14 protein-coding genes and 1 pseudogene are annotated in these 22,372 nt (G+C 72.7%); 9 read left to right on the top strand and 6 right to left on the bottom strand.

Annotation, left to right across the window (positions count from 1 at the left end; translation table 11 throughout):
• Positions 1-115: 115 nt before the first annotated feature.
• From EJ357_RS06895 to EJ357_RS06910, 4 genes are all read left to right on the top strand, one after another.
• Positions 116-1,690 carry an alkaline phosphatase D family protein gene (locus EJ357_RS06895; RefSeq protein WP_126389680.1) on the top strand — a complete coding sequence of 525 codons (1,575 nt, stop codon included), beginning with the start codon at positions 116-118 and terminating at the stop codon, positions 1,688-1,690.
• A 143-nt stretch (positions 1,691-1,833) separates the two neighbouring features.
• Entirely contained in the window at positions 1,834-3,243 is a 1,410-nt protein-coding gene (locus tag EJ357_RS06900; protein WP_126389683.1) for an SWIM zinc finger domain-containing protein, read from the top strand.
• The gene (locus tag EJ357_RS06905; RefSeq protein ID WP_126389685.1) at positions 3,240-5,879 is read left to right on the top strand and encodes a DUF6493 family protein; all 2,640 of its coding nucleotides are present in this window, start codon (positions 3,240-3,242) and stop codon (positions 5,877-5,879) included. Before EJ357_RS06900 ends, EJ357_RS06905 begins: the two co-directional genes overlap by 4 nt.
• Positions 5,880-6,009: 130 nt before the next feature.
• Positions 6,010-7,443: a GNAT family N-acetyltransferase gene (locus EJ357_RS06910; protein ID WP_126389688.1), complete on the top strand. Its 1,434-nt coding sequence runs from the start codon at positions 6,010-6,012 to the stop codon at positions 7,441-7,443.
• A 12-nt stretch (positions 7,444-7,455) separates the two neighbouring features.
• Here EJ357_RS06910 and EJ357_RS06915 read toward each other — a convergent pair whose 3' ends face one another.
• On the bottom strand, positions 7,456-8,688 hold the full coding sequence (locus tag EJ357_RS06915) for a trans-sulfuration enzyme family protein (RefSeq protein ID WP_126399260.1): 1,233 nt from the start codon (positions 8,686-8,688) through the stop codon (positions 7,456-7,458).
• A 92-nt stretch (positions 8,689-8,780) separates the two neighbouring features.
• On the opposite strand from EJ357_RS06915, the gene EJ357_RS06920 reads away from it, so the two are divergent.
• Positions 8,781-9,287: an Lrp/AsnC family transcriptional regulator gene (locus EJ357_RS06920; RefSeq protein ID WP_126389691.1), complete on the top strand. Its 507-nt coding sequence runs from the start codon at positions 8,781-8,783 to the stop codon at positions 9,285-9,287.
• 63 nt (positions 9,288-9,350) lie between these two features.
• Positions 9,351-11,039, top strand: a complete 1,689-nt coding sequence (locus tag EJ357_RS06925; RefSeq protein WP_126389693.1) for a DUF885 domain-containing protein — start codon at positions 9,351-9,353, stop codon at positions 11,037-11,039.
• 27 nt (positions 11,040-11,066) lie between these two features.
• Here EJ357_RS06925 and EJ357_RS06930 read toward each other — a convergent pair whose 3' ends face one another.
• From EJ357_RS06930 to EJ357_RS06940, 3 genes and pseudogenes are all read right to left on the bottom strand, one after another.
• Positions 11,067-11,900, bottom strand: coding sequence for an SDR family oxidoreductase (locus EJ357_RS06930; RefSeq protein ID WP_126389695.1), 834 nt, complete (start codon positions 11,898-11,900; stop codon positions 11,067-11,069).
• Positions 11,901-11,993: 93 nt separating this feature from the next.
• Positions 11,994-12,509 carry an immunity 21 family protein gene (locus EJ357_RS06935; protein WP_126389697.1) on the bottom strand — a complete coding sequence of 172 codons (516 nt, stop codon included), beginning with the start codon at positions 12,507-12,509 and terminating at the stop codon, positions 11,994-11,996.
• Positions 12,510-12,566: 57 nt separating this feature from the next.
• Positions 12,567-13,053 (bottom strand): annotated as a pseudogene (locus EJ357_RS06940) (rhodanese-like domain-containing protein).
• 94 nt (positions 13,054-13,147) lie between these two features.
• Here EJ357_RS06940 and EJ357_RS06945 point away from each other — a divergent pair.
• From EJ357_RS06945 to EJ357_RS50175, 3 genes are all read left to right on the top strand, one after another.
• Positions 13,148-13,594, top strand: coding sequence for an Lrp/AsnC family transcriptional regulator (locus tag EJ357_RS06945; RefSeq protein ID WP_126389699.1), 447 nt, complete (start codon positions 13,148-13,150; stop codon positions 13,592-13,594).
• A gap of 104 nt (positions 13,595-13,698) precedes the next feature.
• Positions 13,699-14,115 carry a hypothetical protein gene (locus tag EJ357_RS06950; RefSeq protein WP_126389701.1) on the top strand — a complete coding sequence of 139 codons (417 nt, stop codon included), beginning with the start codon at positions 13,699-13,701 and terminating at the stop codon, positions 14,113-14,115.
• 11 nt (positions 14,116-14,126) lie between these two features.
• On the top strand, positions 14,127-17,495 hold the full coding sequence (locus EJ357_RS50175; protein WP_126389703.1) for a tetratricopeptide repeat protein: 3,369 nt from the start codon (positions 14,127-14,129) through the stop codon (positions 17,493-17,495).
• Positions 17,496-17,556: 61 nt separating this feature from the next.
• On the opposite strand, the gene EJ357_RS06960 is transcribed toward EJ357_RS50175, so the two are convergent.
• Together EJ357_RS06960 and EJ357_RS06965 are read right to left on the bottom strand one after the other, a co-directional pair.
• On the bottom strand, positions 17,557-20,547 hold the full coding sequence (locus EJ357_RS06960) for an AAA family ATPase (RefSeq protein WP_126389705.1): 2,991 nt from the start codon (positions 20,545-20,547) through the stop codon (positions 17,557-17,559).
• A complete protein-coding gene (locus EJ357_RS06965; protein ID WP_126389707.1) occupies positions 20,544-21,707 on the bottom strand; it encodes an exonuclease SbcCD subunit D in 1,164 nt (387 codons plus the stop codon). Before EJ357_RS06965 ends, EJ357_RS06960 begins: the two co-directional genes overlap by 4 nt.
• Positions 21,708-22,372: the final 665 nt, after the last annotated feature.

Genomic DNA, 22,372 nt, shown 5'->3' on the forward strand with positions numbered 1-22,372 from the left:
ACACCAGTTCCCCCGCGGATGCGGTCAGTTGTTCACTTGTGGTTTCCGTGTGCGCTGCGGCGCCCCAGTAGTTGTGGCACTGCACACTGGCCGGATCCCGCCCCTGGAGGCCTCCATGTCACACCGTCCGTTCCCGGGTCGTCGCAGCGTGCTGCGCGGCTCGCTCGCCGCGTCGGCGGCCCTGACCCTGCCCACCGCCCTCGGCTCGGCACCGGCCTTCGCCCTGTCGGGGCGTCCCAAGGCGGGCTGGGGCGTGCAGACGGGGGACGTGACCTGCGACTCGGGGCTGGTGTGGGTGCGGTCCGACCGTCCGGCCCGGATGATCGTCGAGACGTCCGCGACCGAGTCGTTCCGGGGCGCGCGCAGATGGCAGGGCCCGCTGCTCGGCGCGGACACCGATTTCACCGGCACGACCCGGCTGCGCGGCCTGCCGTCCGGTGAGCAGATCCACTACCGCGTGCTGCTCGCCGACCCGGACGACCCGCGCCGCACCGGCGAGCCGGTCACCGGCACGTTCCGGACGGCCTCCGCACGGCGGCGCGACGGGGTGCGTTTCGTGTGGTCCGGCGACCTGGCCGGGCAGGGCTGGGGCATCAACCCGGACTTCGGCGGCTACCGGATCTACAACGCGATGGCCGCGCTGGACCCGGACTTCTTCATCTGCAGCGGCGACAACATCTACGCCGACGGACCGATCGCGGCCTCGGTCACCCTGCCCGACGGCAGCACCTGGCGGAACGTCACGACCGAGGAGAAGTCCAAGGTCGCCGAGACCCTGGCCGAGTTCCGCGGCAACTTCCGCTACAACCTGCTGGACGACAACCTCAAGCGGTTCAACGCCCAGGTGCCCTCGATCATCCAGTGGGACGACCACGAGGTGACCAACAACTGGTACCCGGGCGAGATCCTCGGCGACACCCGCTACACCGAGAAGAACGTCGACGTGCTGGCTGCACGCGCCCGGCAGGCCTTCTCGGAGTACTACCCGATCTCGACCCTGCGCCGCCCCGACGGACGGGTCTACCGGGTCGTCAACCACGGTCCGCTGCTGGACGTGTTCGTGCTGGACATGCGCACCTACCGCAACGCCAACTCCACGGACAACCAGCCCACCGACGCCCAGGGCATTCTCGGCGCCGAGCAGTTGGCGTGGCTCAAACGCGAGCTGGCCCGCTCCCGGGCGGTGTGGAAGGTGATCGCGTCGGACATGCCGCTCGGCCTGGTGGTGCCGGACACCGGCGACGGCAAGCCGAACATCGAGGCCGTGGCGCAGGGCGACCCCGGGGCACCGCTGGGGCGGGAGCTGCAGATCGCCGAGCTGCTGCGGTTCATCAAGCACCGCAGGATCACCGGCACGGTGTGGCTGACGGCCGACGTGCACTACACCTCGGCCCAGCACTACCAGCCGTCGCGGGCGGCCTTCACCGACTTCGAGCCGTTCTGGGAGTTCGTCTCCGGCCCGCTCAACGCGGGCGCGTTCCCGGCGAACACCCTGGACAACACCTTCGGCCCCGAGCGGGTGTTCATCAAGGCGCCGACGACGGCCAACGTCTCGCCCGCCGGCGGTTACCAGTTCTTCGGCGAGGTCGACATCGACGGTGACAGCGGCGAGCTGACGGTGCGGCTGCGCGAGTCGGACGGCACCGTCCTGTTCACACAGGTCCTGCAGCCGGGCCGGGTCGGCCAGTGATTCCCGTAGCCTGAGACGCGTGCCGCGTACCCGCGTCATCCCCGGGTACGCGGCACAGTCGCAGCCGCCGGGCGAACACCCTCCGGCAGAGGGCTTTTTTGCAGGTCAGCGCGATTGTCAGTGGTCGCCTCTACGGTTTTTCCATGACGCGATCTCTACAGGCCGTGGCCTATTGCCGACCCTCCGTGCTGGAGTCCGCAGCGAGCGGACAGCGCCTGGGACTCGAGACCTCACGGGGTGCGACGCCATCGGGTGTCGAGGACCATCCGCGGTTCTTCGCGGGCTTCCTGACGTCTCCTCAGGTGGCCTCCGCCGGGCTGCTCGCGGTGGCCGACGTGGCGGCCGCGCGCTACTACCAGCGGCAGCTGCGCGCCTCCCTCGACCCGGTGGTCACGGGCAACGGCGACCGCCTGCGGTTCGAGTCCTTCTCCGGCTGCGGCGGGGTGTACGCCCGCCTCGACGTGCTGGAGTCCGGCCTCGACGGCGGCGAGGTGGGCCACGGCACGACGAACGTCGACGTCAACAACCCCCTGCGCGAGGCGCTGTCCAGGATCGGCGCGGACGATCCGCTCCACCTGCGGGTGGGCCCCGAGGAGCTGGCCGTGACCACGCTGGACGGCCCGGTCGTGGAGAAGAAGGTGCCGCTTCCGGACCGCTGGCTGCGGGGCTTCGCCGAGGCGCAGGTGACAGCGGCCGGCTTCGATCTGCGGGCCGAGCTGCCGGCCGCGGAGGCCCTTCGGTTCCTGCGCGCTCTGCCGCGTAGCGGGGGGCGGGGTGCCTCGACAGGTCCGCGCTGGGTGGTGGCCTCGGGCAGCGGACTGCGGCCGACCACGCGCGCGGTGCGGGGCGCGGTGTGCCTGCCCGGCCCGGAGCGGCTGGTCGCGCTGCAGCGGGTGCTGCGGTTCGCCACGGCCCTGCGGGTGTACGGCCCCGGGGTCGTCGGCGGTTCGGCCGCCACGGCGAGTGCCTGGGAGGCGGTGCTGCCGGGCATGCGGCTGACGCTCACGCTGTCGCCGGACGCCTCGCGCGGCTTCTCCGGCGAGGGTGGCGTCCTCGACGCGCTCGCCACCGACGAGGCCGCCGAGGACGCCGAGTTGATCGCGGTGCTCCTCGCGTGGGAGCCCCGCATCGACGTCGGTGACCTGGCCGCCGCGTCGGGCCTCACGCCCGAGCGCGCCCGGGCGGCACTGATCCGCTTGGGGACGTCGGGGCGGGTCGGGTACGACACGGCGGAGGCCGCGTACTTCCACCGGGAGCTGCCGTACGACGCCGAGCGGGTGGAGCGCCACAATCCGCGGTTGCGTTCGGCCCGGGCGCTGGTGGCGGCGGGGGCGGTCGTGCTGGGCGGCGGCATCGGGACGGTGACGGCCGAGGACGGCCACGTGCACCGGGTGCGCGACGAGGCGGGGGTGTTCAGCTGCTCCTGTCTGTGGTGGGCGAAGTACCGGGGCGGGCGCGGGCCGTGCAAGCACGCGCTGGCGGTGCGGATGGTACGGCGAGGCGTCGCCGCGGCGGAGCGGGACTTGGCGGGGGTCGACGGGGGTGCGCGATGAGTTCGCTGATGGATGCGGTACGGGCGGGGCGGACGGCCGAGGTGGTGAGTCTGCTGGACGGGATGACGGACGCCGAACGACGGGCGTTCTTCCCGGAGTTGAGGGCCTTGCGCAAGGAGCTGAGGACGGATCAGTGGACCTCGGGGGCCCGCCGCGCCTACCCCGCCCTGCATGCCGCGGGGGCGGCGTGCCAGACCGGCGCGGCCGGTGTGGCGAGTTGGCTGGCCGCCTCCGACATGCGCTGGTGGCCGGCCTCGCCGGGTGTGCTGATCGATGTCCTGGGCGACCGGGCGCCGGGCTGGCTCGCCGATGTGGCGCACCGGATCGCCGAGCGGCCGGTCAACGCGCTTGTGCCGTATGAGCTGATGGCGGGTCTGGTGCGGCTGTCCGGCTGCCCGGTGCCGACGACCGAGGCCTACGTCCATGGGTGGGTGCAGCACATCGGCCACGTCTGGCAGCGCGGCGACACGGTCCTGGACCGACTGCGCAAGGACCCGCATCTCGCCCAGCTCACGGCGGCGCTCTTCGAGACGAACGACATCGGCGGCCGACTGGCCTGGTCCGCTGCCGAGGGTCCGGACAGCTGGGCCGACGCGCTCGCCCAGCTCACCGCCGAGGGCAGCCTGGACCGGAAGGCGACGGTCGGCGCGTGCCTGGCCCGGCTGCTGCGCGGCGGCCCGGCGGCCGATCACCGGGTGTTCCTGCGGATGCTGCAGGCGTTCGCCCTCACCCGGGACGAGCAGCGGGAGCACACGGCCGACTGGCTGGCACTGGCCTCCGACGCCGCTTCCGTCGTGGCCGGGCACGCCCAGTCGGTGCTCGGCTCGCTCGCCCTGGACGGTGAACTGACCACGCGCCAACTGGTCGAGATGTCGGGCGCGGTCCTCTTCCGTACCGAGAAGAAGCTGGTGCGTGCCCAGTTGGTCCTGCTGGGCAAGGTGCTCATTCGCGAGCCGTCCGCCGTGGAGGAGCTGCTGCCCGCCGCCACGCAGGCGTTCGGGCACGAGGACTCGGACGTACAGGAGCGGGCGCTCAAGCTGGTGGAACGGCATGTCGGCAAGGTCCGCAGCGTCCAGGTACGGGACGAACTCGCGTCGGCCGCCGCGCAGTTGATCCCGGTTCTGCGTGCGCGGGCGGTCCGGAGCCTGGGGGCCTCCCCCGCGTCCCCGGAGCAGATGACGTACGAGGAGGTCCTGCCGCCCGCGCCCGAGCCGGTGCGGCTGGCGGCCGCCCCGCGGTCGGTGGCCGAACTCGCGGAAGAGGTCGGAGCGTTGCTGGCGTCCGGCGCGGACGTGGCTACGTTCGAGCGCACCCTGGACGGGTTGGTGCGCCAGGCCCACGAGAACAAGGACGCGCTGGTGGAGGCACTCGCCCCCGTGGTGGCGCGCCTGTGGTGGGTCACCGCCGATTCCCCGCACATCCGGATGGACACCTACTTCGGCAACCGGCCGCACAGCCTGGAAATCGTCCTCGCGACGCTGCTGGACAAGGTGCCGACGGCCGATCTCCATGCCGCGGTCCAGCGCGGGACGTCGGGTTTCGAGTGCGTCCACGGAGCCCTCTCTCGTGCCGTCAACGCCCGTGTCTGGGAGGTGGCGTACCGGATCCGTACGGAACCGCTGCCGTTCCTGCTGTCCACGCCGACCTGGGGCACGGGCCTGCTGGAGCCTGACGAGCTCGTGGCCCGTCTCGACGAGTACCGGCGCCTGGGCGCCCGGGTCTCGGCGGCCGACTTCGCGCAGGCGCTGCTGCGGGTGCGCCGCGACGACCGTGCGACGGCCGAGGCTGCCGCGCTCCGGGCGGCCTCACTCGGCACCGCGGAAGGGGAACGCCTGGCCAAGTGGCTCACCGCGGCCGGCCCGGCCCTGTCGACGGCGAGGCGGCGGACCGCCGGCCGGCGCATCCTGCTGGAGTGCGGTGAACTCCTGGAGTTGCAGGAGGACTTCCCGAGCGAGTTCCGGCCCCTCGGCCGGCCGGTGAGCGTCTACGGCGAGCGCCGGTACTGCTACCACTGGGACGACGACATACGGCAGCACTGGCTAGCCGTCCTTCCCGAACGGCGTGAACTGATCGCGGTCAGGTTGCTGCACGACCTGTCCACGGTCGCCGTGGACGATTCCCGGGGGGCCGCCGCGATACTCCCGCTCCTCGCCGAGTCCGGCGGGGAGGCCGGTGAGGCCGTCCACCTGTCCGTGGCGTACGGGCTCGGTGCGCGGCACCCGGAGGACCGGCTCGCCGCCGTGGACGCTCTGCTGGTGCTGGCTGCGCGGGGGCAGCTCGACGCGGCCCGGCTGGGCGCGGATCTCGGGCAGCTGGTGCGGCGCGGGGCCGTGAAGCCGTCACGGCTGGTGGAGTCGGCGCGGACGGCGGCGGCCACGGGGGCGAACGCCACCGTCTGGGAGATGCTCCGGCACACCCTGCCCGTCCTGCTCGCCGACCTCGCGACGGGCGGGGCGGCCGCGCCGGCCCGGGGACTGGCGGACCTTCTGGCGGTCGCCGCGGAGTGCGCCGAGCGGACGGGGGCGCGCGAGGAACTGCCGCATCTGGCGGGGACGGCGGAGCGCCGTGGCTCGTCACGGCTCGTGACCCAGGCCCGGCGACTGCGCAGTGCACTGGCGGAGGGGGTGGCTGCCTGACTCGGGCTGCCCGACGGACTATCTGACCGGCTGGATCGCAAACCAGACATAATGGCTCTTTACCGCCCGGTCACAAAGCGTTCGTGATCACGCAACACCCTTCCTTCACAGTGGGTGTATGAGTCGAGACATGTCTGATGTGACGCGTGCAAAACATGGCCGTCCTGTACACCACTGGCGGCGCGACGTCGTCGAGCTCGCCGCGCTCTTCACGGCGGTGGCGGTGGCCGACGCCGTGGCCAACCTGATCGGGCACGGGCCCGACGGACCGACACTGCTGCTGGCCTCGGCGGCCGTGCTGGTCGGTACGGTGGGGTTCCACACATGGTGGGCACGCCGCCACGGTCACGCACCGCCGAAGAGCGATACCGGTGCCCGGCCGCGCTCCGAGGAGCAGGCCGGGCCGTCGGACCAGTCACGGGACGCGTCCGCGACGGTGTCCGAGGAGAGTGCGCTGTGGCGGATGCGGACGACGGTGAAGGACGAACCGGGGTCACTGGCAGCGCTGTGCGCGGCGCTCGCCGGGCTGCGGGTGGACATCCTGAGCCTGCAGACGCATCCGCTGGCCGAGGGCACGGTGGACGAGTTCCTGCTGCGAGCCCCGGGCGGGCTCGCGGCGGCCGACATCACCCGAGCGGTGTCGGTGGCCGGTGGCGCCGGCACCTGGATCGAGCGGGCGGACGCCCATGATCTGGTGGACGCGCCGACCCGGGTGCTCGGCCTCGCCACCCGCACCGCCCTGGACGCGGCGGAACTTCCGCTGGCGCTGCGGCAGTTGCTGGGCCGGTGCACCATCCGGTCACTGCCCGCCGTCCCGGCCGTGGGCAGCCGGGCTCCGGAGCCGGTGCCCGTGGAAGGGGCTCTCGAGGACACCGTGATGCGGCTGCGTGCGCCGGAAGGTGGAGTGATCACTGTGGAGCGGCCGCATCTGCCGTTCACGCCGACCGAGTTCGCGCGGGCACGGGCGCTGGTGGAGCTGGACGCCCGGCTGGGCCCGCGTGTGCCGCGCAGCCAGGACGTACTGACGCTGCCCGAGGGCAATGACATCATCGTGCGCCGGGCGGACATCGGTGATCTGGCGGCCGCGAAGGAGATGCACGAGCGGTGCTCGACGCGGACGCTCGGGATGCGGTACCACGGGCCGATCGGCGACGCGGACCGCTACCTCAACCATCTGCTGAGCCCCCGGTTCGGCCGCACGCTCGCCGTGCAGACCGCGTCGGGTCGCGTCGTCGCCCTCGGCCACCTGCTGTGGGACGGTGACGAGACCGAGGTCGCGCTGCTCATCGAGGACGCGTGGCAGCGGCGGGGCGTGGGCAGCGAGTTGCTCCGCAGGTTGGTGGGGATGGCGGTCGAGGCGGGCTGCGAGAGTGTGTACGCCGTGACGCAGTCGTCCAACACCGGAATGGTCGCCGCGATGCGGGGATTGGGGCTCCCCCTCGACTATCAGATCGAGGAGGGGACCCTGGTCATCACGGCGCGGCTGGCTCCGCCGGTTGAGCCGGGGGGCGCCGCGGGGGTTGCGGAGCGGCTGTCGAGCGCGGCTGAACTGGGGAAGGCCTGAGTGCCGTAAGAGCTACTGCGCGCCTGCGGCCGCAGGCGCGTTGTGGCTGGTCGCGCCCCGCGGCGGAGCCGCTTGTCGACACTGCCCCGCGCCCCTGACGGGGCGCTCCAGCGCACCGTCCAGATCAGCCCACAGGTCCTCCACGTCCTCCAGACCCACCGACATCCGCAGCAACCGGTCACTCACCCCGGCGTCCCGTCGGTCGTCCGCGTCCACGATGCGGTGGCTGATGGACGCCGGGTGCTGGATGAGCGTGTCGACGCTGCCCAGGCTGACGGCGGGGGTGATGAGGCGGACGCCGGCGATGACCTCGTGCGGGTCACCGTGGATCTCGAAGGCGATCATCGCGCCGCCGATGCGCGGGTAGTGGACGCGGGCGACGCGCGGGTCGGCCGCGAGACGGCGGGCGAGTTCGGCGGCGGTCGCGGAGGCGGCCCGGACCCGCACCGGAAGGGTGGACAGGCCGCGCAGCAGCAGGTATCCGGCGAGAGGGTGCAGGACGCCCCCTGTGGCGAAACGTATCTGCCGCAGCCGTCCGGCGAACTCCTCGTCGCAGGCGACGACTCCTGCCATCACGTCCCCGTGACCGCCGAGGTACTTGGTCGCGCTGTGCAGAACCAGCCGGGCCCCGTGTTCGGCGGGGCGCTGGAGCACCGGCGTGGCGAAGGTGTTGTCCGCGAGCAGCGGGACGGAGCCGCAGGCATGGGCCACCGCCCGCAGGTCCACCTCGGCGAGCGTGGGGTTGGCCGGGGACTCGACCATCACCAGGCCGGTGTCGGGGCGCAGGGCGTCCGCGATGCCCGCCGGATCGGTCCAGGTCACCTCCGAGCCCAGCAGTCCGGCGGTCAGCAGGTGGTCGCTGCAGCCGTACAGGGGGCGTACGGCGACGACGTGGCGCAGTCCCATCGAGGACCGTACGAGGAGGACCGCGCTCAGCGCCGCCATTCCGCTGGCGAAGGCGACCGCCGCCTCGGTGCCCTCCAGCTTGGCCAGGGCCGTCTCGAAACGGCCGACGGTCGGGTTGCCGAGCCGGCCGTAGACAGGCGGGCCGTCCGGCTCCGCGCCGGTCGTGGCGAACGCGTCGATGCGGGCGGCCTCGCCGCGGCTGTCGTAGGAGGGGTAGGTGGTGGACAGGTCTATCGGCGGGGCGTGCAGTCCCTGCCGGGCCAGGTCGTCCCGGCCCGCGTGCACGGCCTCGGTGGCGAGTGCTCTGGATGCGGTGCGTGCGTCGTCGTACCCGGGCATGCCGTCGTATGCCTCACTGCTCGCGATGTCCATGGCGGAAGGGTGAACATCGGCCGGGGTCCGAAGGCCATTCACCGTGTTACGTTCGACCAATGGCCGAATCTGTCGTACTGGACCCGGTCGATCTGCATCTGCTGCGGCTTCTGCAGAACGACGCCCGGGCCACCTACCGCGACCTCGCCGCACAGGTCGGGGTGGCGCCGTCGACGTGTCTGGACCGGGTGACCCGGCTGCGCCGCTCGGGCGTGATCCTCGGCCATCAGCTGCGGCTCGATCCGGCCAAGCTGGGCCGGGGGCTTCAGGCGCTGCTGTCCGTACAGGTCAGGCCGCATCGGCGGGAGCTGGTGGGGCCGTTCGTGGAGCGGATCCGGGCGTTGCCGGAGTCGCTGGCCGTCTTCCATCTCACCGGGCCGGACGACTACCTCGTGCATGTCGCGGTCGCGGACATGGCGGATCTGCAGCGGCTGGTGCTGGACGACTTCACCGCCCACCGCGAGGTGGCGCGGGTGGAGACTCGGCTGATCTTCCAGCAGTGGGACTGCGGGCCGCTGCTGCCACGCGGCGCGCCGGGAGACAAGCCCTCAGCGAAATCGGCCTGACGGGGACGGCGGCCGGTGGAACCGGGCTGACGCGGCGCCGGTCGCCGTATGAGGATGGACCGCATGTCACAGACCAAGAGCCCGCTGCCCCGTGAGGTCGCCGACGCCTATGTCGACGAGCTCATCGCCCTCGACCCGATCACCGGTACGTATCTCGGCGTGAAGGAGAGTTCCGGCAAGCTCCCCGACCTCTCGCCCGCGGGCCAGGAGGCGCTCGCGCAGCTCCAGCGGGCCACGCTCGCCCGGCTCGACGAGGCCGAGAGCCTGCCCGGCGCGGACAGTGACATCGAGCGCCGGTGCGCGCGCCTGCTGCGCGAGCGGCTCACCGCGGAGATCGCCGTGCACGAGGCCGAGGAGGGCCTGCGCACGGTCGGCAACATGGCCACGCCCGCCCACTCGGTGCGCGAGATCTTCACCGTCACGCCGAACCAGACCGACGAGGACTGGGCGGCGATCGCCGAGCGGCTGCGCGCGGTACCGGGTGCGTACGCGGGCTACCGCGAGTCCCTCGCGCTGGGTCTGGAGCGCAAGCTGCACGCGGCGCCGCGCCCGACCGCCACCTTCGTGGAGCAGCTCACCGAGTGGGCGGACACCGGTGAGGGACGCGGCTGGTTCGAGGACTTCGCGTCGGCCGGTCCCGAGGCGCTGCGCACGGAGCTGGACGAGGCCGCCCGCGCGGCGACGGCCGCCGTGGTGGAGCTGCGGGACTGGATGCGCGACGTGTACACGCCCGCGATCGAGGGCGCTCCGAACACGGTGGGCCGCGAGCGCTACGCCCGCTCTGCCCGCTACTTCAACGGCATCGACCTCGACCTCGACGAGGCGTACGCGTACGGCTGGTCCGAGTACCACCGGCTGCTCGGCGAGATGAAGAAGGAGGCCGAGAAGATCCTTCCCGGCGCCGCGACGCCATGGGTGGCGCTGGCGCACCTCGACGAGCACGGCAAGCACATCGAGGGCGTCGACGAGGTCCGCGACTGGCTCCAGGGCCTGATGGACGAGGCCATCGAGAAGCTGGACGGCACGCACTTCGAACTCGCCGAGCCGGTACGCAAGGTGGAGTCGTGCATCGCGCCGCCCGGCGGTGCGGCAGCGCCGTACTACACGCCCCCGACGGAGGACTTCTCGCGACCGGGCCGCACCTGGCTGCCGACGATGGGCCAGACCCGCTTCCCGGTCTACGACCTGGTCTCGACCTGGTACCACGAGGGCGTGCCGGGCCATCACCTGCAGCTCGCGCAGTGGACGTACGTCGCCGGGAACCTCTCCCGCTACCAGGCCACCATCGGCGGGGTCAGCGCCAACGCCGAGGGCTGGGCGCTGTACGCGGAGCGGCTCATGGACGAGCTCGGCTTCCTCACCGACCCGGAGCACCGGCTCGGCTACCTCGACGCGCAGATGATGCGGGCCGCCCGCGTCATCGTCGACATCGGCATGCACCTGGAGCTGGAGATCCCGGCCGACTCCCCGTTCCACCCGGGCGAGCGGTGGACTCCGGAACTGGCCCAGGAGTTCTTCGGCGCGCACAGCAGCCGTCCCGCGGACTTCGTGGAGAGCGAGCTGACCAGGTACCTGACGATCCCGGGCCAGGCCATCGGCTACAAGCTCGGCGAGCGGGCGTGGCTGCTGGGCCGTCAGAAGGCGAGCGAGCGGCACGGCGACGCCTTCGATCTCAAGGCCTGGCACATGGCGGCCCTGTCCCAGGGTTCGCTGGGCCTGGACGACCTGGTGGACGAGCTGGCCCGGCTCTGACGCGGCAGGGTCGTCGAACGCCACGCCTCAACGCCGGAACCCGCCCTCGGCGTTGATGACCTCACCGGTGATCCAGCCCGCCTCGTCCGTCGCCAGCCAGGCGATGAGGCGGGCCGGGTCGTCGGGCATCCCCCATCTGCCGACGGGGAAGCGGGCCGCCACGGCCTCGTACGCCTCACCGGTCAGGTAGTCCGTGTCCACGGGGCCGGGGTTGACGGTGTTCACCGTGATCCCCTGCTCGGCGAGCGTGGTCGACAGGGAGCGGGTGATGGAGGCGAGGGCGCCCTTCTGGAGGGCGTAGGCGATCTCGCCGGGCATGCCGCCGGCGATGTCCTGGCCGGAGGTCATCATCACGACCCGCCCGCCGGGCCCGGCCGGCCTCAGCCGGGCGTGGGCCTGGACGAGCAGCAGCACCGCACGGGTGTCCACCGCCCAGTGTGCGTCGAGCATGGCGGCGTCGATCTCGTCGAGGGTGCCGTCGGAGCCGCTCACCGCGTGGTTGGCGATCAGGATGTCGAGCCGCCCGCCGAGCGCCGAGGCGGCCGTGGCGACCAGCTCGGCGGGCGCGGCCGGGTCGGCGAGGTCGCCGGGACCCGCGAGGACCTGGCCATCCGGGTCGCCGAGCGCCTCACGCACGGAGGCGACGACGTCCTCGGGGCGGTCGGCTCCCCAGGGCATGGCAGCGTCGTGCGGCACATGGTGGTGCAGATAGACGCTCGCCCCGTAGGCGGCGAGCCGCCGGGCCACGGCATGACCGATGCCGGCCCGTCTGCTGGCCCCGGTCACCAGGGCGGTCCGGCCGCGCAGGGGCAGGGGGTCGCGACGCAGGTCTTCGGGGGCGGGGTGCGGGAGTCGGGGCATGGCAGTTCATGATGGGGAACGGCCGGGTCCGGCGCACCCGTTTATTCACGAGGGTCCCGGCTGTTCACGAAGGCCCTTCTGGCACTGAACCGTTCAGTGCGGCAGCCGTCGGAGCTGGACGAGCCCCAGCCAGGTCTCCGGCCCGGGCTGCACCCGTGCGGCGCGGACCGCGTACGCCCCCGGCTCCAGCTCCACCCGCAGATGCTCGGTCCGGTCCGTCTCCCGTCCCGGCCAGGCCGAGTCGAAGAGGATTACGGTTCCGGGCACCTTCCAGCGCACCTCGTGTCCCCAGTCCGCCGTGGCGAGGGCGGTCGGCACCCGGGCCAGCAGTTCCTCCTCGGAGTGGGCCGCGCACCACCGTACGAAGATGCCGTGGTCGGGCAGGTAAGAGGTGGACGCGGGCTCGTCACCGAGCACCAGCGCCGCGCTGTCCCCCACGGGCAGGAGTCCGACGAATCCGTCGACCTCGCAGGCCCGGTCGTAGTCGGACGCCGTCTCGTCGCCGTCGGCACCCGCCCAGAACGGCAGCACCGTCTCCGGCACCGCTATCAGCGGGCCGCCGCCCGACTCCACCCACTCCACCGCGCCCGGTTCCGCGTATCGCACCATGGCAGCAGAACCTACACGCCCCGGGACCTCACCAGGTCACCGTGGTCAACTCCTGCCTCAGCAGCCGCAGTTGTCGGCCCCGACCGGAGCGGTCAGCGGGTCGACGGGGATGTTCTCACGGCGCTGCCAGGTCTCGTACTCGAAGCCCTCCCGTGCCCAGTACTCGAAGCCGCCCAGCATCTCCTTGACCTGGTAGCCGAGTTCGGCGAGGGCGAGGGCGGCGCGGGCCGCGCCGTTGCAGCCAGGGCCCCAGCAGTACGTCACGACGGGCACCGACTTGTCGAGGAGCTGCTCGGCCTGCTCGGGGATGAGGGCGGTGGGGAGGTGGACCGCCCCGGGGATGTGGCCCTGGTCCCAGGACTCGGTGGAGCGGGAGTCCACGACGACGAACCCGGGGTCACCGCCGGAGGCGAGGGCCGCGGCGACGTCGGAGACGTCCGCGTGGAAGGCGAGGCTCGCCCGGAAGTAGGCGGCGGCCTCGGCCGGGGGGGGCGGGGGCGACGCGGAGAACGGGGTTGGCGGTGGTGGCTGCGGCAGTCGTCATGATCAGAAATCTACGGCCCGCGATCCGCTCCCTGAAGGGGAGATCCCCGGCGCCCCTCTTGATCCGCCGGGCATTCCCCTGCTATCCCTCGCCCATGACCGCGTTTTCCCCGGACGCCACCGACTGGCGCATCCTCGATGTCCTCCAGCGCGAGGGCCGCGCCAGCTTCGCCGAGCTCGCACGTGCCGTCTCCATGTCCGCGAGCGCGGTCACGGAACGGGTGCGGCGGCTGGAGGAGGCGGGTGTCATCCAGGGCTACGCGGCGGTCGTCGCCCCCGAGCGGCTGGGGCTGCCGATCCTGGCCTTCGTGCGCCTGCGCTACCCGAACGCCAACTACAAGCCCTTCCACGACCTGGTCGCCACCACGCCGGAGATCCTGGAGGCCCATCACGTCACCGGCGACGACTGCTTCGTCATCAAGGTCGCGGCCCGCTCGATGAGGCACTTGGAGGAGGTGTCCGGCAAGATCGGCACGCTGGGCTCGGTGACGACGAGTGTCGTCTACTCGTCACCACTGCCCCGCCGGCCGCTGGGCAACTGAGCCCCTGGGTAAATTACGGGACGTGGCCGACAACTGGCCTGGGGCTTACGGCAGTTGCCTGGGCGGTTGTGGGGCGGCATGCTGGCGGTGAGGAGGGGGCCACAGTGGAGCTTGAGTTACTGCTCGCCCAGACGGTGCCGGCGATCACCGCGGCGGTGGCACTGGACGGGGCGGATGTGCTGCGGCGCACCGAGGACGTCGCCGCGTCCGGCACCGCGCACCTGGGGCAGCGGCTGCTCGCCAGGCTGACAGGCAGTCGGCCGCAGGGCACCGACGGCGTGGCACGGGCCGTCACCGACCTGGCCGAGAGCAGGGGCGGCGAGGACGAACAGGCCGCGTTGCGCGTCGAGTTGCGCAAGCTGCTGCGGGACGACGAGGGCCTGCGGCGTGAACTCGCCCTGCTGCTGCCGCAGAACGCCGCCTACACGGCCTCGGGGGACCGCGCGGTCGCGGTCCAGCACAACGAGGGCATCATCTCCACCGGCGATGGCGCCCACAACGTCATCCGGCGGCAGGGGTGACACCCGAGCCGTTGCACATCGGGCAGAACGACGGGATCGTCTCCCTCGGCGATCACGCGGTCAACATGCTGTACCGCGCCGAGCGGATGACGGTCGTCCCCCCGGAGCTGCTGCGGCGGCCGGCCGAGGTGTCGCCGGTGGGCGGGGTGATCGGTCAGCCACCGCTCCCGGCACCGCTGTTCGTCGGCCGGGAGGCCGAACTGGCCGCGCTCGACGAGGCGCTCCGCGACGCCTCGGCCGGTCGTCGGCTGCACACGGTGTGCGGGCTCGACGGGCTCGGCAAGACGACCCTGACGGCGCGCTACGCGGCCACCCGCGGCGCGGAGTACGCCCAGGTCGGCTGGCTCCGCGCGGACAGCCCCGGCGCGGTCGAGGACGGGCTGAGCCGTATCGCGCTGGCCCTCGAACCACACCTCGCCGAGCTGCCGTCCGCCTTCCTGCGGGAGCGGGCGCTCAACTGGCTGAGCGCCCGCGGCGACTGGCTGCTGGTGCTCGACGAGGTCACCGACCGTGAGCACGTCTCCGAGCTTCTGGCCAGGGCGCCGGGTGGGGCCTTTCTGCTGACGACGGACAGCCGGTCGCTCGCGGCCGGCCTCGGCTCCTACTCCGCCCTGGGCCCGTTCCCCGCGGACACCGCGCAGTCGCTGCTCACCGCGCAGCTGCGCCAGGGCGGCCTGGCGGCCGAACCGTCCGTGCTCGCGGACATCTGCCGCGCACTGGGACACCTTCCCCTGGCCGTCGCGCAGGCCGGCGCCTTCCTCACCGAGACCAGGCTCGCGCCGGTCGAGTACCTGGCGAAACTGCGGTCGGATCCCCGCGGCGTCTACCACGAACCGGCGCCGGGAGCACCGGACAACCGGAGCCTCGTCACCGTCTGGCGCATGACCACCGAGCGGATCTCGGGCCATCCCCAGGCACTGCGCGTGCTGGCGTTCCTGTCCTGGCTCGCTCCCGAAGCGATCCCGCGGTGGCTGGTCGCGACCGCGGTCCCCAAGGAGGACGTCGACCCCGCCCTCGGAGTGCTGGCCGCGCACGGACTCATCGACCTGAGCCCCGAGACGATCTCCGTCCATCCGCTGCTGCAGGGCTGGTACCGCACCCGTACCCGGGCGGCCCGCCGAGGCGAGGAGCGGATCGACGAGGGGTTCACCGCCTGCTGTCTGGCCCTGGCGGCCACCCTGCCGCAGACCACGGATCCGGAGACCTGGCCGAGGTGGCGCGCGCTGCTGCCGCATGTCGAGGCCCTGCAGCGCAACGCACCGAGCCGACGCCACATGGCCATCGTGACCACCGCGAACAGCACGGGGGCCTATCTGACCGAACAGGGCGAGGTCGTCCGGTCCGTGGCCCTGCTGGAGCAGGCATGGGCCGACGCGTACACCTACTTCGGGATCGAGCACCCGTCCACCTACGTGGCGGAGCAGCAACTGGCCCAGGTCTACCAGGACGCCGGGCGGACCACCGACCTCCTCAAACTGCGCTCAAGGGTGCTCGGCGCGTGGGTGAACGCCAAGGGCAAGGAGGACGAGTTCACGCTCACCGCCATGGCGAACGTCGCCAAGGCCCACCTGCTCGACGGTGACCGTGAGAAGCCCACGGCCGTGTACCGGTTCGTGCTCGACACCCTGCTGCGCAAGCTCGGCCCGGACCACAAGCGGGTCCTGCGGGTCCGGGACGACCTGGCCGACGCCTACGACACGCTCGGTGACCTCCATGCCTGCCTCGCGGAGCTGGAGACCAACGCCGCCGCCTGGGTACGGGTACAGGGCCCCGCCCATCCGGAGTCCGTCCACTGCCGGCGTCACCTCGCCGACGTCCGGGCGTCGCTCGGGGACACGGCCGAGGCGGTGCGGATCCTCGAACAGCTCGTTCGGGACGTGGCGAAGGCCGAGGGGCACGATGCCCCGGGCACCCTCACGCTCCGCACGGATCTCGCCTTCGCCCGGCACCACGACAACGACCCGACCGGCGGCGTGGCCGAGCTGGATGCCGTGATCGCGGACAGCCGCCGGGTGCTCGGCGCCCGCCACCCCGACACGGTGTACCGGCGGCAACGGCTGGCCGACGCGTTGCTGGCCACCGGCGACACCGACCGGGGCGTCGCCGAGCATCGCCATGCGCATTCGGACCTGGAGGCCGAACTGGGTCCGGAACACCGCGACGTCCTGGAAGCCAAGGGTCTCGTAGGCGCCGCACTCGTGGTCGCGGGCGACTTCGACGCGGGCATCAGGACACTGGACGAGACGGTGGCCGAGCAGACGACCGCCCTCGGCGCCGATGACGAGGGCTCCCTGGACACCCGCGAGACGCTCGTCATGGCCCTGTTGGCAGCCGGGCAGGTCGACCGGGCACAGGACGCGGCCGCGTCGCTGGCCGCCGATTCCCACCGGGTCCTGGGACCCGGGCATCAACGGACACGGCATGCACAGGAGATGCTGGACGAGGCACGCGCCGGCCAGAAGACGGCCACGCCCCATCCCTCCTCCCCGCCGGCCCCTGCGGTCCCCCCTCCGGTCCCGCCGCACCCCTCAGTTCCCCTTCCGGCCCCGCCGCACCCCTCAGTCCCCCCTCCGATCCCGCCGCACCCCGCAGTCCCCCCTCCGGTCCCGCCGCCCCCTTCAGTACCTGCGGTCCCGCCTCTCCCTCCGATGCCACCCGGCCCGCCCCGGAGCGAGTCCCAGGCCCCGCACGGCGCCGTGACCGATCGGCTGGACGCCCTCTTCGAGCAGGCCGCGGCTCTGGAGACGGCCGGCGCACTGGCGGCGTCCGCGCCGCTGTGGCAGCAACTGATCACCGAGGGGACGAGTCACGTCGGCCCCGGCCACCCCAAAGTCGCCGGGTTCCGCCATCTGTTCGCACTCAACCGTTTCCATGCCGAGGACTACACGACGGCGATCGCGCTGCTCGTGGAGAACGACCCGTACAACACCGCCGCGTTCGGCGCGCTCCACCCGGAGACGCTCAAAGGACGGGTCCTCCTCGCCGGCGCGTATGTGGAGACCGGGCAGCCCGACCGTGGGATCCCCCTGTACGAGGCGGCCCTGCCCCACCTCGCGCCGGCCCTGGGCGAGGATCAGGTTGACACCTGGCGTGCGTTGTTCGGCCTGGGCACCGCGTACTCGCACACCGGCCGACACAACGAGGCCATCGCCCTCTACGAACGCTGCGTCGCCGCCCGCCCCCTCCCCGCACCCGGCGCCGCCCTCGCCATGACCTCCCTGGCCGTGGCCCACCACATGCTCGGCAACACCGGGCGAGCAGCCGACCTCTACACGCAGATCCTCCAGGCCCACCGCTCCCAGGGCCGCCCCGAGGACAACACCACCCGCAACCTCCGCCGTTACCTCAAGCGCGCCCAGAAGGGGCGCCCCCTCCCCTGAGACGTCGCTCTCGCGGAGCGGCCGCATCCGGTCCGGGCAGGCCTACGCAGGTTCGCGAGCCCTACGCGCCCCGCTGCCGCAGCACCGACCCCGATCTCCCCTTCACAACCTCCAACTGCGCATGGATCCGCCGCCGCAGATCGGCGACATGGCTGACGATCCCCACACTGCGGTCCCGCTCACGCAGTGAGTCGAGGACGTCGAGTACCTCGTCGAGGGTCTGGTCGTCGAGGCTGCCGAAGCCCTCGTCGATGAAGAGGGTGTCGAGCCGGACGCCGCCCGCCTCGTCGGTGACGACGTCCGCGAGGCCGAGGGCGAGGGCGAGGGAGGCGAAGAACGTCTCACCGCCCGACAGCGTCGCCGTGTCCCGCTCCCGCCCGGTCCAGGCATCGACCACGTGCAGCCCGAGCCCGCTGCGGCCACGGCCGGCCCGGTCGTCGGAGTGGACAAGGGTGTAGCGGCCTGACGACATGCGCTGCAGCCGTACGGTCGCGGCGGCGGCGACCTGTTCGAGGCGGGCCGCCAGCACGTAGGACTCCAGCCGCATCTTGCGTTCGTTGTCCGCCGAGGTGCCCGCGGCGAGCGCGGCGAGGCGGGCCACCCGGTCGTACTCGTCTCGCAGCGGGGCGAGTTGGCGTACGGCGGCGGCCACTCGGTGGGACAGCCGGTCGAGGTCGGTGCAGCGCCGGGCGGCGGCGTCGCGGGCGGACGCGGCGTCGCGGGCGCGCTGGGCGGCGGTCGAAGCGGTGCGCTCCGCGGACGCCGTGTCGGCGGTCGGTTGCTGGGCGGCGGCCGCGGTGTCGGCCTCGGCGAGGACGGCGCGTACGGCTGCCTCCTCGGACTGCCAGGCGTCCAGGCGTCGTTGGAGTTCGCGGTGGGCGGTGTCGTCGAGGAGAGCGGCGGCCGCGGCCTGCGGGGTGTCGAAGCCCGCACGGAAGGCGGCGTCGGCCAGACGGGCGTCTGCGTCCTTGAGCCGCTGGGCGGTGTCCTCGGCGGCGCGCGCGGTGTCGGCGGCCTCGGTGAGCAGCGCGACCTGCCGTTCCAGCTGCGCTGCCCGCGTGGCGACGCTGTCGGCGGCGCCGCGCGCTTGGGTCAGCTCCTCCTCCAGGACTGCTCTTTCCCGGTCGAGCCGCTCTCGATGGCCCACCCGGGAGGCCACTCTGACCGCCGCCTGCTGCCGGTCCGCGGTCCGCCGCTCGCGCTCCGCCTCGGCCCGGCGCAGCTCCTCGTGTGCCGGGTGCAGGGCGGACGCGTCCCGCCGGGCCTGTGCGTAGAGGCGCTCCAACTCGTCGCAATGCGCGGCGAGTTGCTCCGTCGGCGCGTCCCCGGCCTCGGCGGTGGCGGCGGCCAGTGCCTCGCGTACGACGCCCAGGTGCCGTTCCTTCTCCGTGTGCCGTTCCTCCGCCTGCTGGTAGGCGGCCAGGGCGCGCTCCTCCGCCTCCCGGTCCACGTGCCCGGCGTCCTTGCGGGCGGGGGCGGGGTGGTCGGTGGCCCCGCAGACCGCGCAGGGCTCTCCGTCCTCGAGCCGGGCGGCCAGTTCGGCGGCGATGCCGTTGAGGCGCTGCTCCTTGACGTCGAGCCAGTGCGCCTTGGCCTCGAGCACCTGTTCCTGTGCCAGGCGGGCCTGTTCGGCGGCCGCGTCCGTGTCACCGGCGAGCTGGTCGCGCATCCGCGCGGCACCGAGGCGCTGCTGCGCGGGCTCGCGCTGCACGGCGAGCTGCTCGGCGCGGGTCGCGGCCTCCTGGGCCGCGTCGATACGGCTCTGGAGCGCGCCGCGGCTCCCCTCCCACTCGGCGAGCCAGGCCTCTGCTTCCTGCAGCAGGCCCTCGTCGGCGCGTTCCTGACGGTCCAGCTCGTCACGCTCGTCGACCAGTGCGAGCAGCCGCTTCTCGGCGCGGCGGGCGGACTCCAGTCCGCCCAGTTCTTCGGCGGCCCGGCGCGCGGCGGTCGCGAGTCCGGCCGCGCCGGCCCCCACGAAGGCCTCCGGCAACACTCCACGCGCGCGTGCTTCGGCCGCGGCCGCCCGCCGGTGCTCCGCCTCGACCGCCTCACGCAGCTCCAGTGCGGGTGCCACGGCCTCCGCCTTGCGGGAGCGCTCCATCCTGACCTGCGCCTGCCGATAGCCGTCGGCCCGCTCCTCCAGCACCAGAGCCCGCTGCCGGGCTTCGGCGAACCGCCGCTGCAACCGGGCCACTTCGCGTACGTCGGCCAGGGCGCGGTCGGCGGCGGCCTGGGCGGACTCGGCGGCCAGGAGGCGGCAGTGGGCGACGGTCAGCTGTTCGCGGGCGGTGCTGCGGGCGACGGCAGCGGCATCCAGGATGGCCTCGGCCAGGCCCGGCTCGCCCGGTGCGAGGTCGGGCAACCGCATGGCGTCGTCCGCCGCCTGCTGCATCCGGTGCGCGTCGGCCAGCAGCGCGGCGTCGCCGTCCCGCACCTGCGCCTCGGCCGCCCGGCGGCGCTCGGTGAGGCGCTTCTCGACCTCGGCGAAGCGGTGGGTGTCGAAGAGCCGCCCCAGCAGCTTGCCGCGGGCCTCGGCGTCGGCGCGCAGGAAGCGGGCGAAGTCGCCCTGGGGCAACAGCACGACCTGGCAGAACTGCTCGCGGCTCATGCCGAGCAGCTGGGTGATCTCCTCGCCGATCTCCTGGTGCGAGCGGCTGAGGTCCTTCCAGGTCCCGGCCTGCGCGTCGTACTCGCGCAGCCAGCTCTGGGCCTTGTCGAGCGTCGTACCCGAACCGCGCTTCTTGGGGCGCTCCCAGGGTGGCTGCCGGGTGATCTCCAGCCGTCGCCCGGCGACGGTGAGTTCGAGGAGGACCTGCGTGCGCGTGCCGGCCGCGGCGTGGTCGCTGCGCAGGGTCATGCCCTGGCCGCTCTGCCGGGCGCCCGGCACGGAGCCGTAGAGGGCGTAGCAGACGGCGTCCAGGACGGAGGTCTTGCCGGCGCCGGTGGGGCCGTGCAGCAGGAAGAGCCCTGCGGTCGACAGCGCGTCGAAGTCGACGCTCTGGGAGCCGCCGAACGGCCCGAACGCCGTCACATCGAGGCGATGCAGCCTCACCGGGCCACCTCCCGCACCGCCTCGTCGGCCCGCACCGCGTCGAACGCGTCCCGCAGCACGCCCTGTTCGCGCTCGTCGGGCCCGGCCCCCCGCACATGCGCCACGAAGTCCTCCGCGATCTCCTGGTCGCTCCTGCCCGCGAGTCGCTGCGCATAGGACACGTCGGGGTCGTCCGGCGCCCGCTCGGGGTCGAAGACCAGGCTGAGCGTGTGCGGGAAGCGTTCGGCGAGGCGGGCCATGGGGTCCGCGGGGCGCACCGGGTCGGTGAGCGTCGCCTCGACCCACGCCTCCTCGTGCCGCGCGAGCCCCGGATCGGCGAGCAGTTCCTCCAGCGTCCCCCGGATCCGGGCCAGCGCACGGGGCACCGGGCAGTCGACGCGCTCGGCGGTGACCGCGCCGTCGGCGTCCAGGTCGACGAGCCACATGCTCTTGCGGTGGTCGGACTCCGAGAAGGAGTACGGCAGCGGCGAGCCCGAGTAGCGGACGCGCTCGGTGATGGTCTGGCAGCCGTGCAGATGGCCCAGGGCCGCGTAGTCGACGCCGTCGAAGACGCCGGCGGGCACCGCGGCCACCCCGCCGACGGTGATGTCCCGCTCGCTGTCGCTGGCCTCGCCCCCGGTGACGAAGGCGTGCGCGAGGACGACGGACCGTGTGCCCCCCGCGCGCGTGGCGAGGTCGGCGCGCACCCGGTCCATGGCGGCGGCGAGCACGGCCTCGTGCCCGGGCCTGTCCACCGCGAACTCGTCCTTCACCAGGGCGGGTTCGAGATAGGGCAGCCCGTAGAAGGCCACGTCACCGAAGTCGTCCCGGAGCACGACCGGCGTGCCGCACGCGGACGGCTCGGTGCGCAGATGGATGCCCGCCCGGCCGATCAGCCCGGCGCCGACGCCGAGCCGGCGTGCCGAGTCGTGGTTGCCGGAGATCATCACCGTGGGCACACCGAGGTCGGCGAGCCGGTGCAGGGCGTCGTCGAACAGCTCGACCGCGGCGAGCGGCGGGACCGCTCGGTCGTACACGTCTCCCGACACGACCACCGCGTCCACGCCGCGCTCACGCACGGTCGTGACGAGGTGGCCGATGAACTCGGCCTGTGCACCGAGCATGGCGACCCGGTGGAACGCCCGGCCGAGATGCCAGTCGGAAGTGTGCAGCAATTTCATAAAACGGCTCTGACCTGCATGTTTCTCTCGGTTACGCCCCAAAACCAGCACAAGCCAGCACGGGAATCCCGGGCTGGCACCCACCACGCTAGCGCCTGGGGGCACCTGATCCACCACGGACCTCATATTGCGGGCTCGCATCAGCCATCACGCCCAGAAAAATTGGTCGAGCAGACGCATAGTCGAAATGCTGAGCCCGACGAGTTCACGCTTCCCCTGCACTCCACGGAGTGGCAGTGCCTGACCGCACTGGTCCGCAACGCACAGCCCGCGGCGAGTTCGGCCGCCGTCACGCGCGTCGCTGCTTCGAGCGCGAGGGCCTGCAGACGAACCTTATGGGCGCCGAGTGGTCCGGCGCCTCCCCGGTTGTTGCCCCCCCCTTGGTATCCCACCACTCTTCCAGGTGGGCGTGGACGAGGTGCACGAGCTGCCCCAGTCGGTCGGGAGGGGGTGCGGGCGAGGTGAGCACATCCACCCAGGGCTTGTCGTCCCACGGGAAGGCGACCACCCAACATGCATCCGGGCGGCCTTGGCGGCCTACAGTCAGCCAGTACGTCAACCTCGCGCTGCCGTCCGGATGGTGCTCGACCGTCATTTTGGTGACGTCGGAACGGAGTCCGTCAGCCGTGGCGTACGAGCGGCTCAGGGCCTGCTCAGCTGGTGTC

Source organism: Streptomyces cyaneochromogenes, from assembly GCF_003963535.1.
Taxonomy (GTDB): domain Bacteria; phylum Actinomycetota; class Actinomycetes; order Streptomycetales; family Streptomycetaceae; genus Streptomyces; species Streptomyces shaanxiensis.

Coding starts and splice junctions, on each gene's coding strand:
- EJ357_RS06895 (WP_126389680.1), top strand. CDS start 116: ATGTCACACCGTCCGTTCCCGGGTCGTCGCAGCGTGCTGCGCGGCTCG.
- EJ357_RS06900 (WP_126389683.1), top strand. CDS start 1,834: ATGACGCGATCTCTACAGGCCGTGGCCTATTGCCGACCCTCCGTGCTG.
- EJ357_RS06905 (WP_126389685.1), top strand. CDS start 3,240: ATGAGTTCGCTGATGGATGCGGTACGGGCGGGGCGGACGGCCGAGGTG.
- EJ357_RS06910 (WP_126389688.1), top strand. CDS start 6,010: ATGTCTGATGTGACGCGTGCAAAACATGGCCGTCCTGTACACCACTGG.
- EJ357_RS06915 (WP_126399260.1), bottom strand. CDS start 8,688: ATGCCCGGGTACGACGACGCACGCACCGCATCCAGAGCACTCGCCACC.
- EJ357_RS06920 (WP_126389691.1), top strand. CDS start 8,781: ATGGCCGAATCTGTCGTACTGGACCCGGTCGATCTGCATCTGCTGCGG.
- EJ357_RS06925 (WP_126389693.1), top strand. CDS start 9,351: ATGTCACAGACCAAGAGCCCGCTGCCCCGTGAGGTCGCCGACGCCTAT.
- EJ357_RS06930 (WP_126389695.1), bottom strand. CDS start 11,900: ATGCCCCGACTCCCGCACCCCGCCCCCGAAGACCTGCGTCGCGACCCC.
- EJ357_RS06935 (WP_126389697.1), bottom strand. CDS start 12,509: ATGGTGCGATACGCGGAACCGGGCGCGGTGGAGTGGGTGGAGTCGGGC.
- EJ357_RS06945 (WP_126389699.1), top strand. CDS start 13,148: ATGACCGCGTTTTCCCCGGACGCCACCGACTGGCGCATCCTCGATGTC.
- EJ357_RS06965 (WP_126389707.1), bottom strand. CDS start 21,707: ATGAAATTGCTGCACACTTCCGACTGGCATCTCGGCCGGGCGTTCCAC.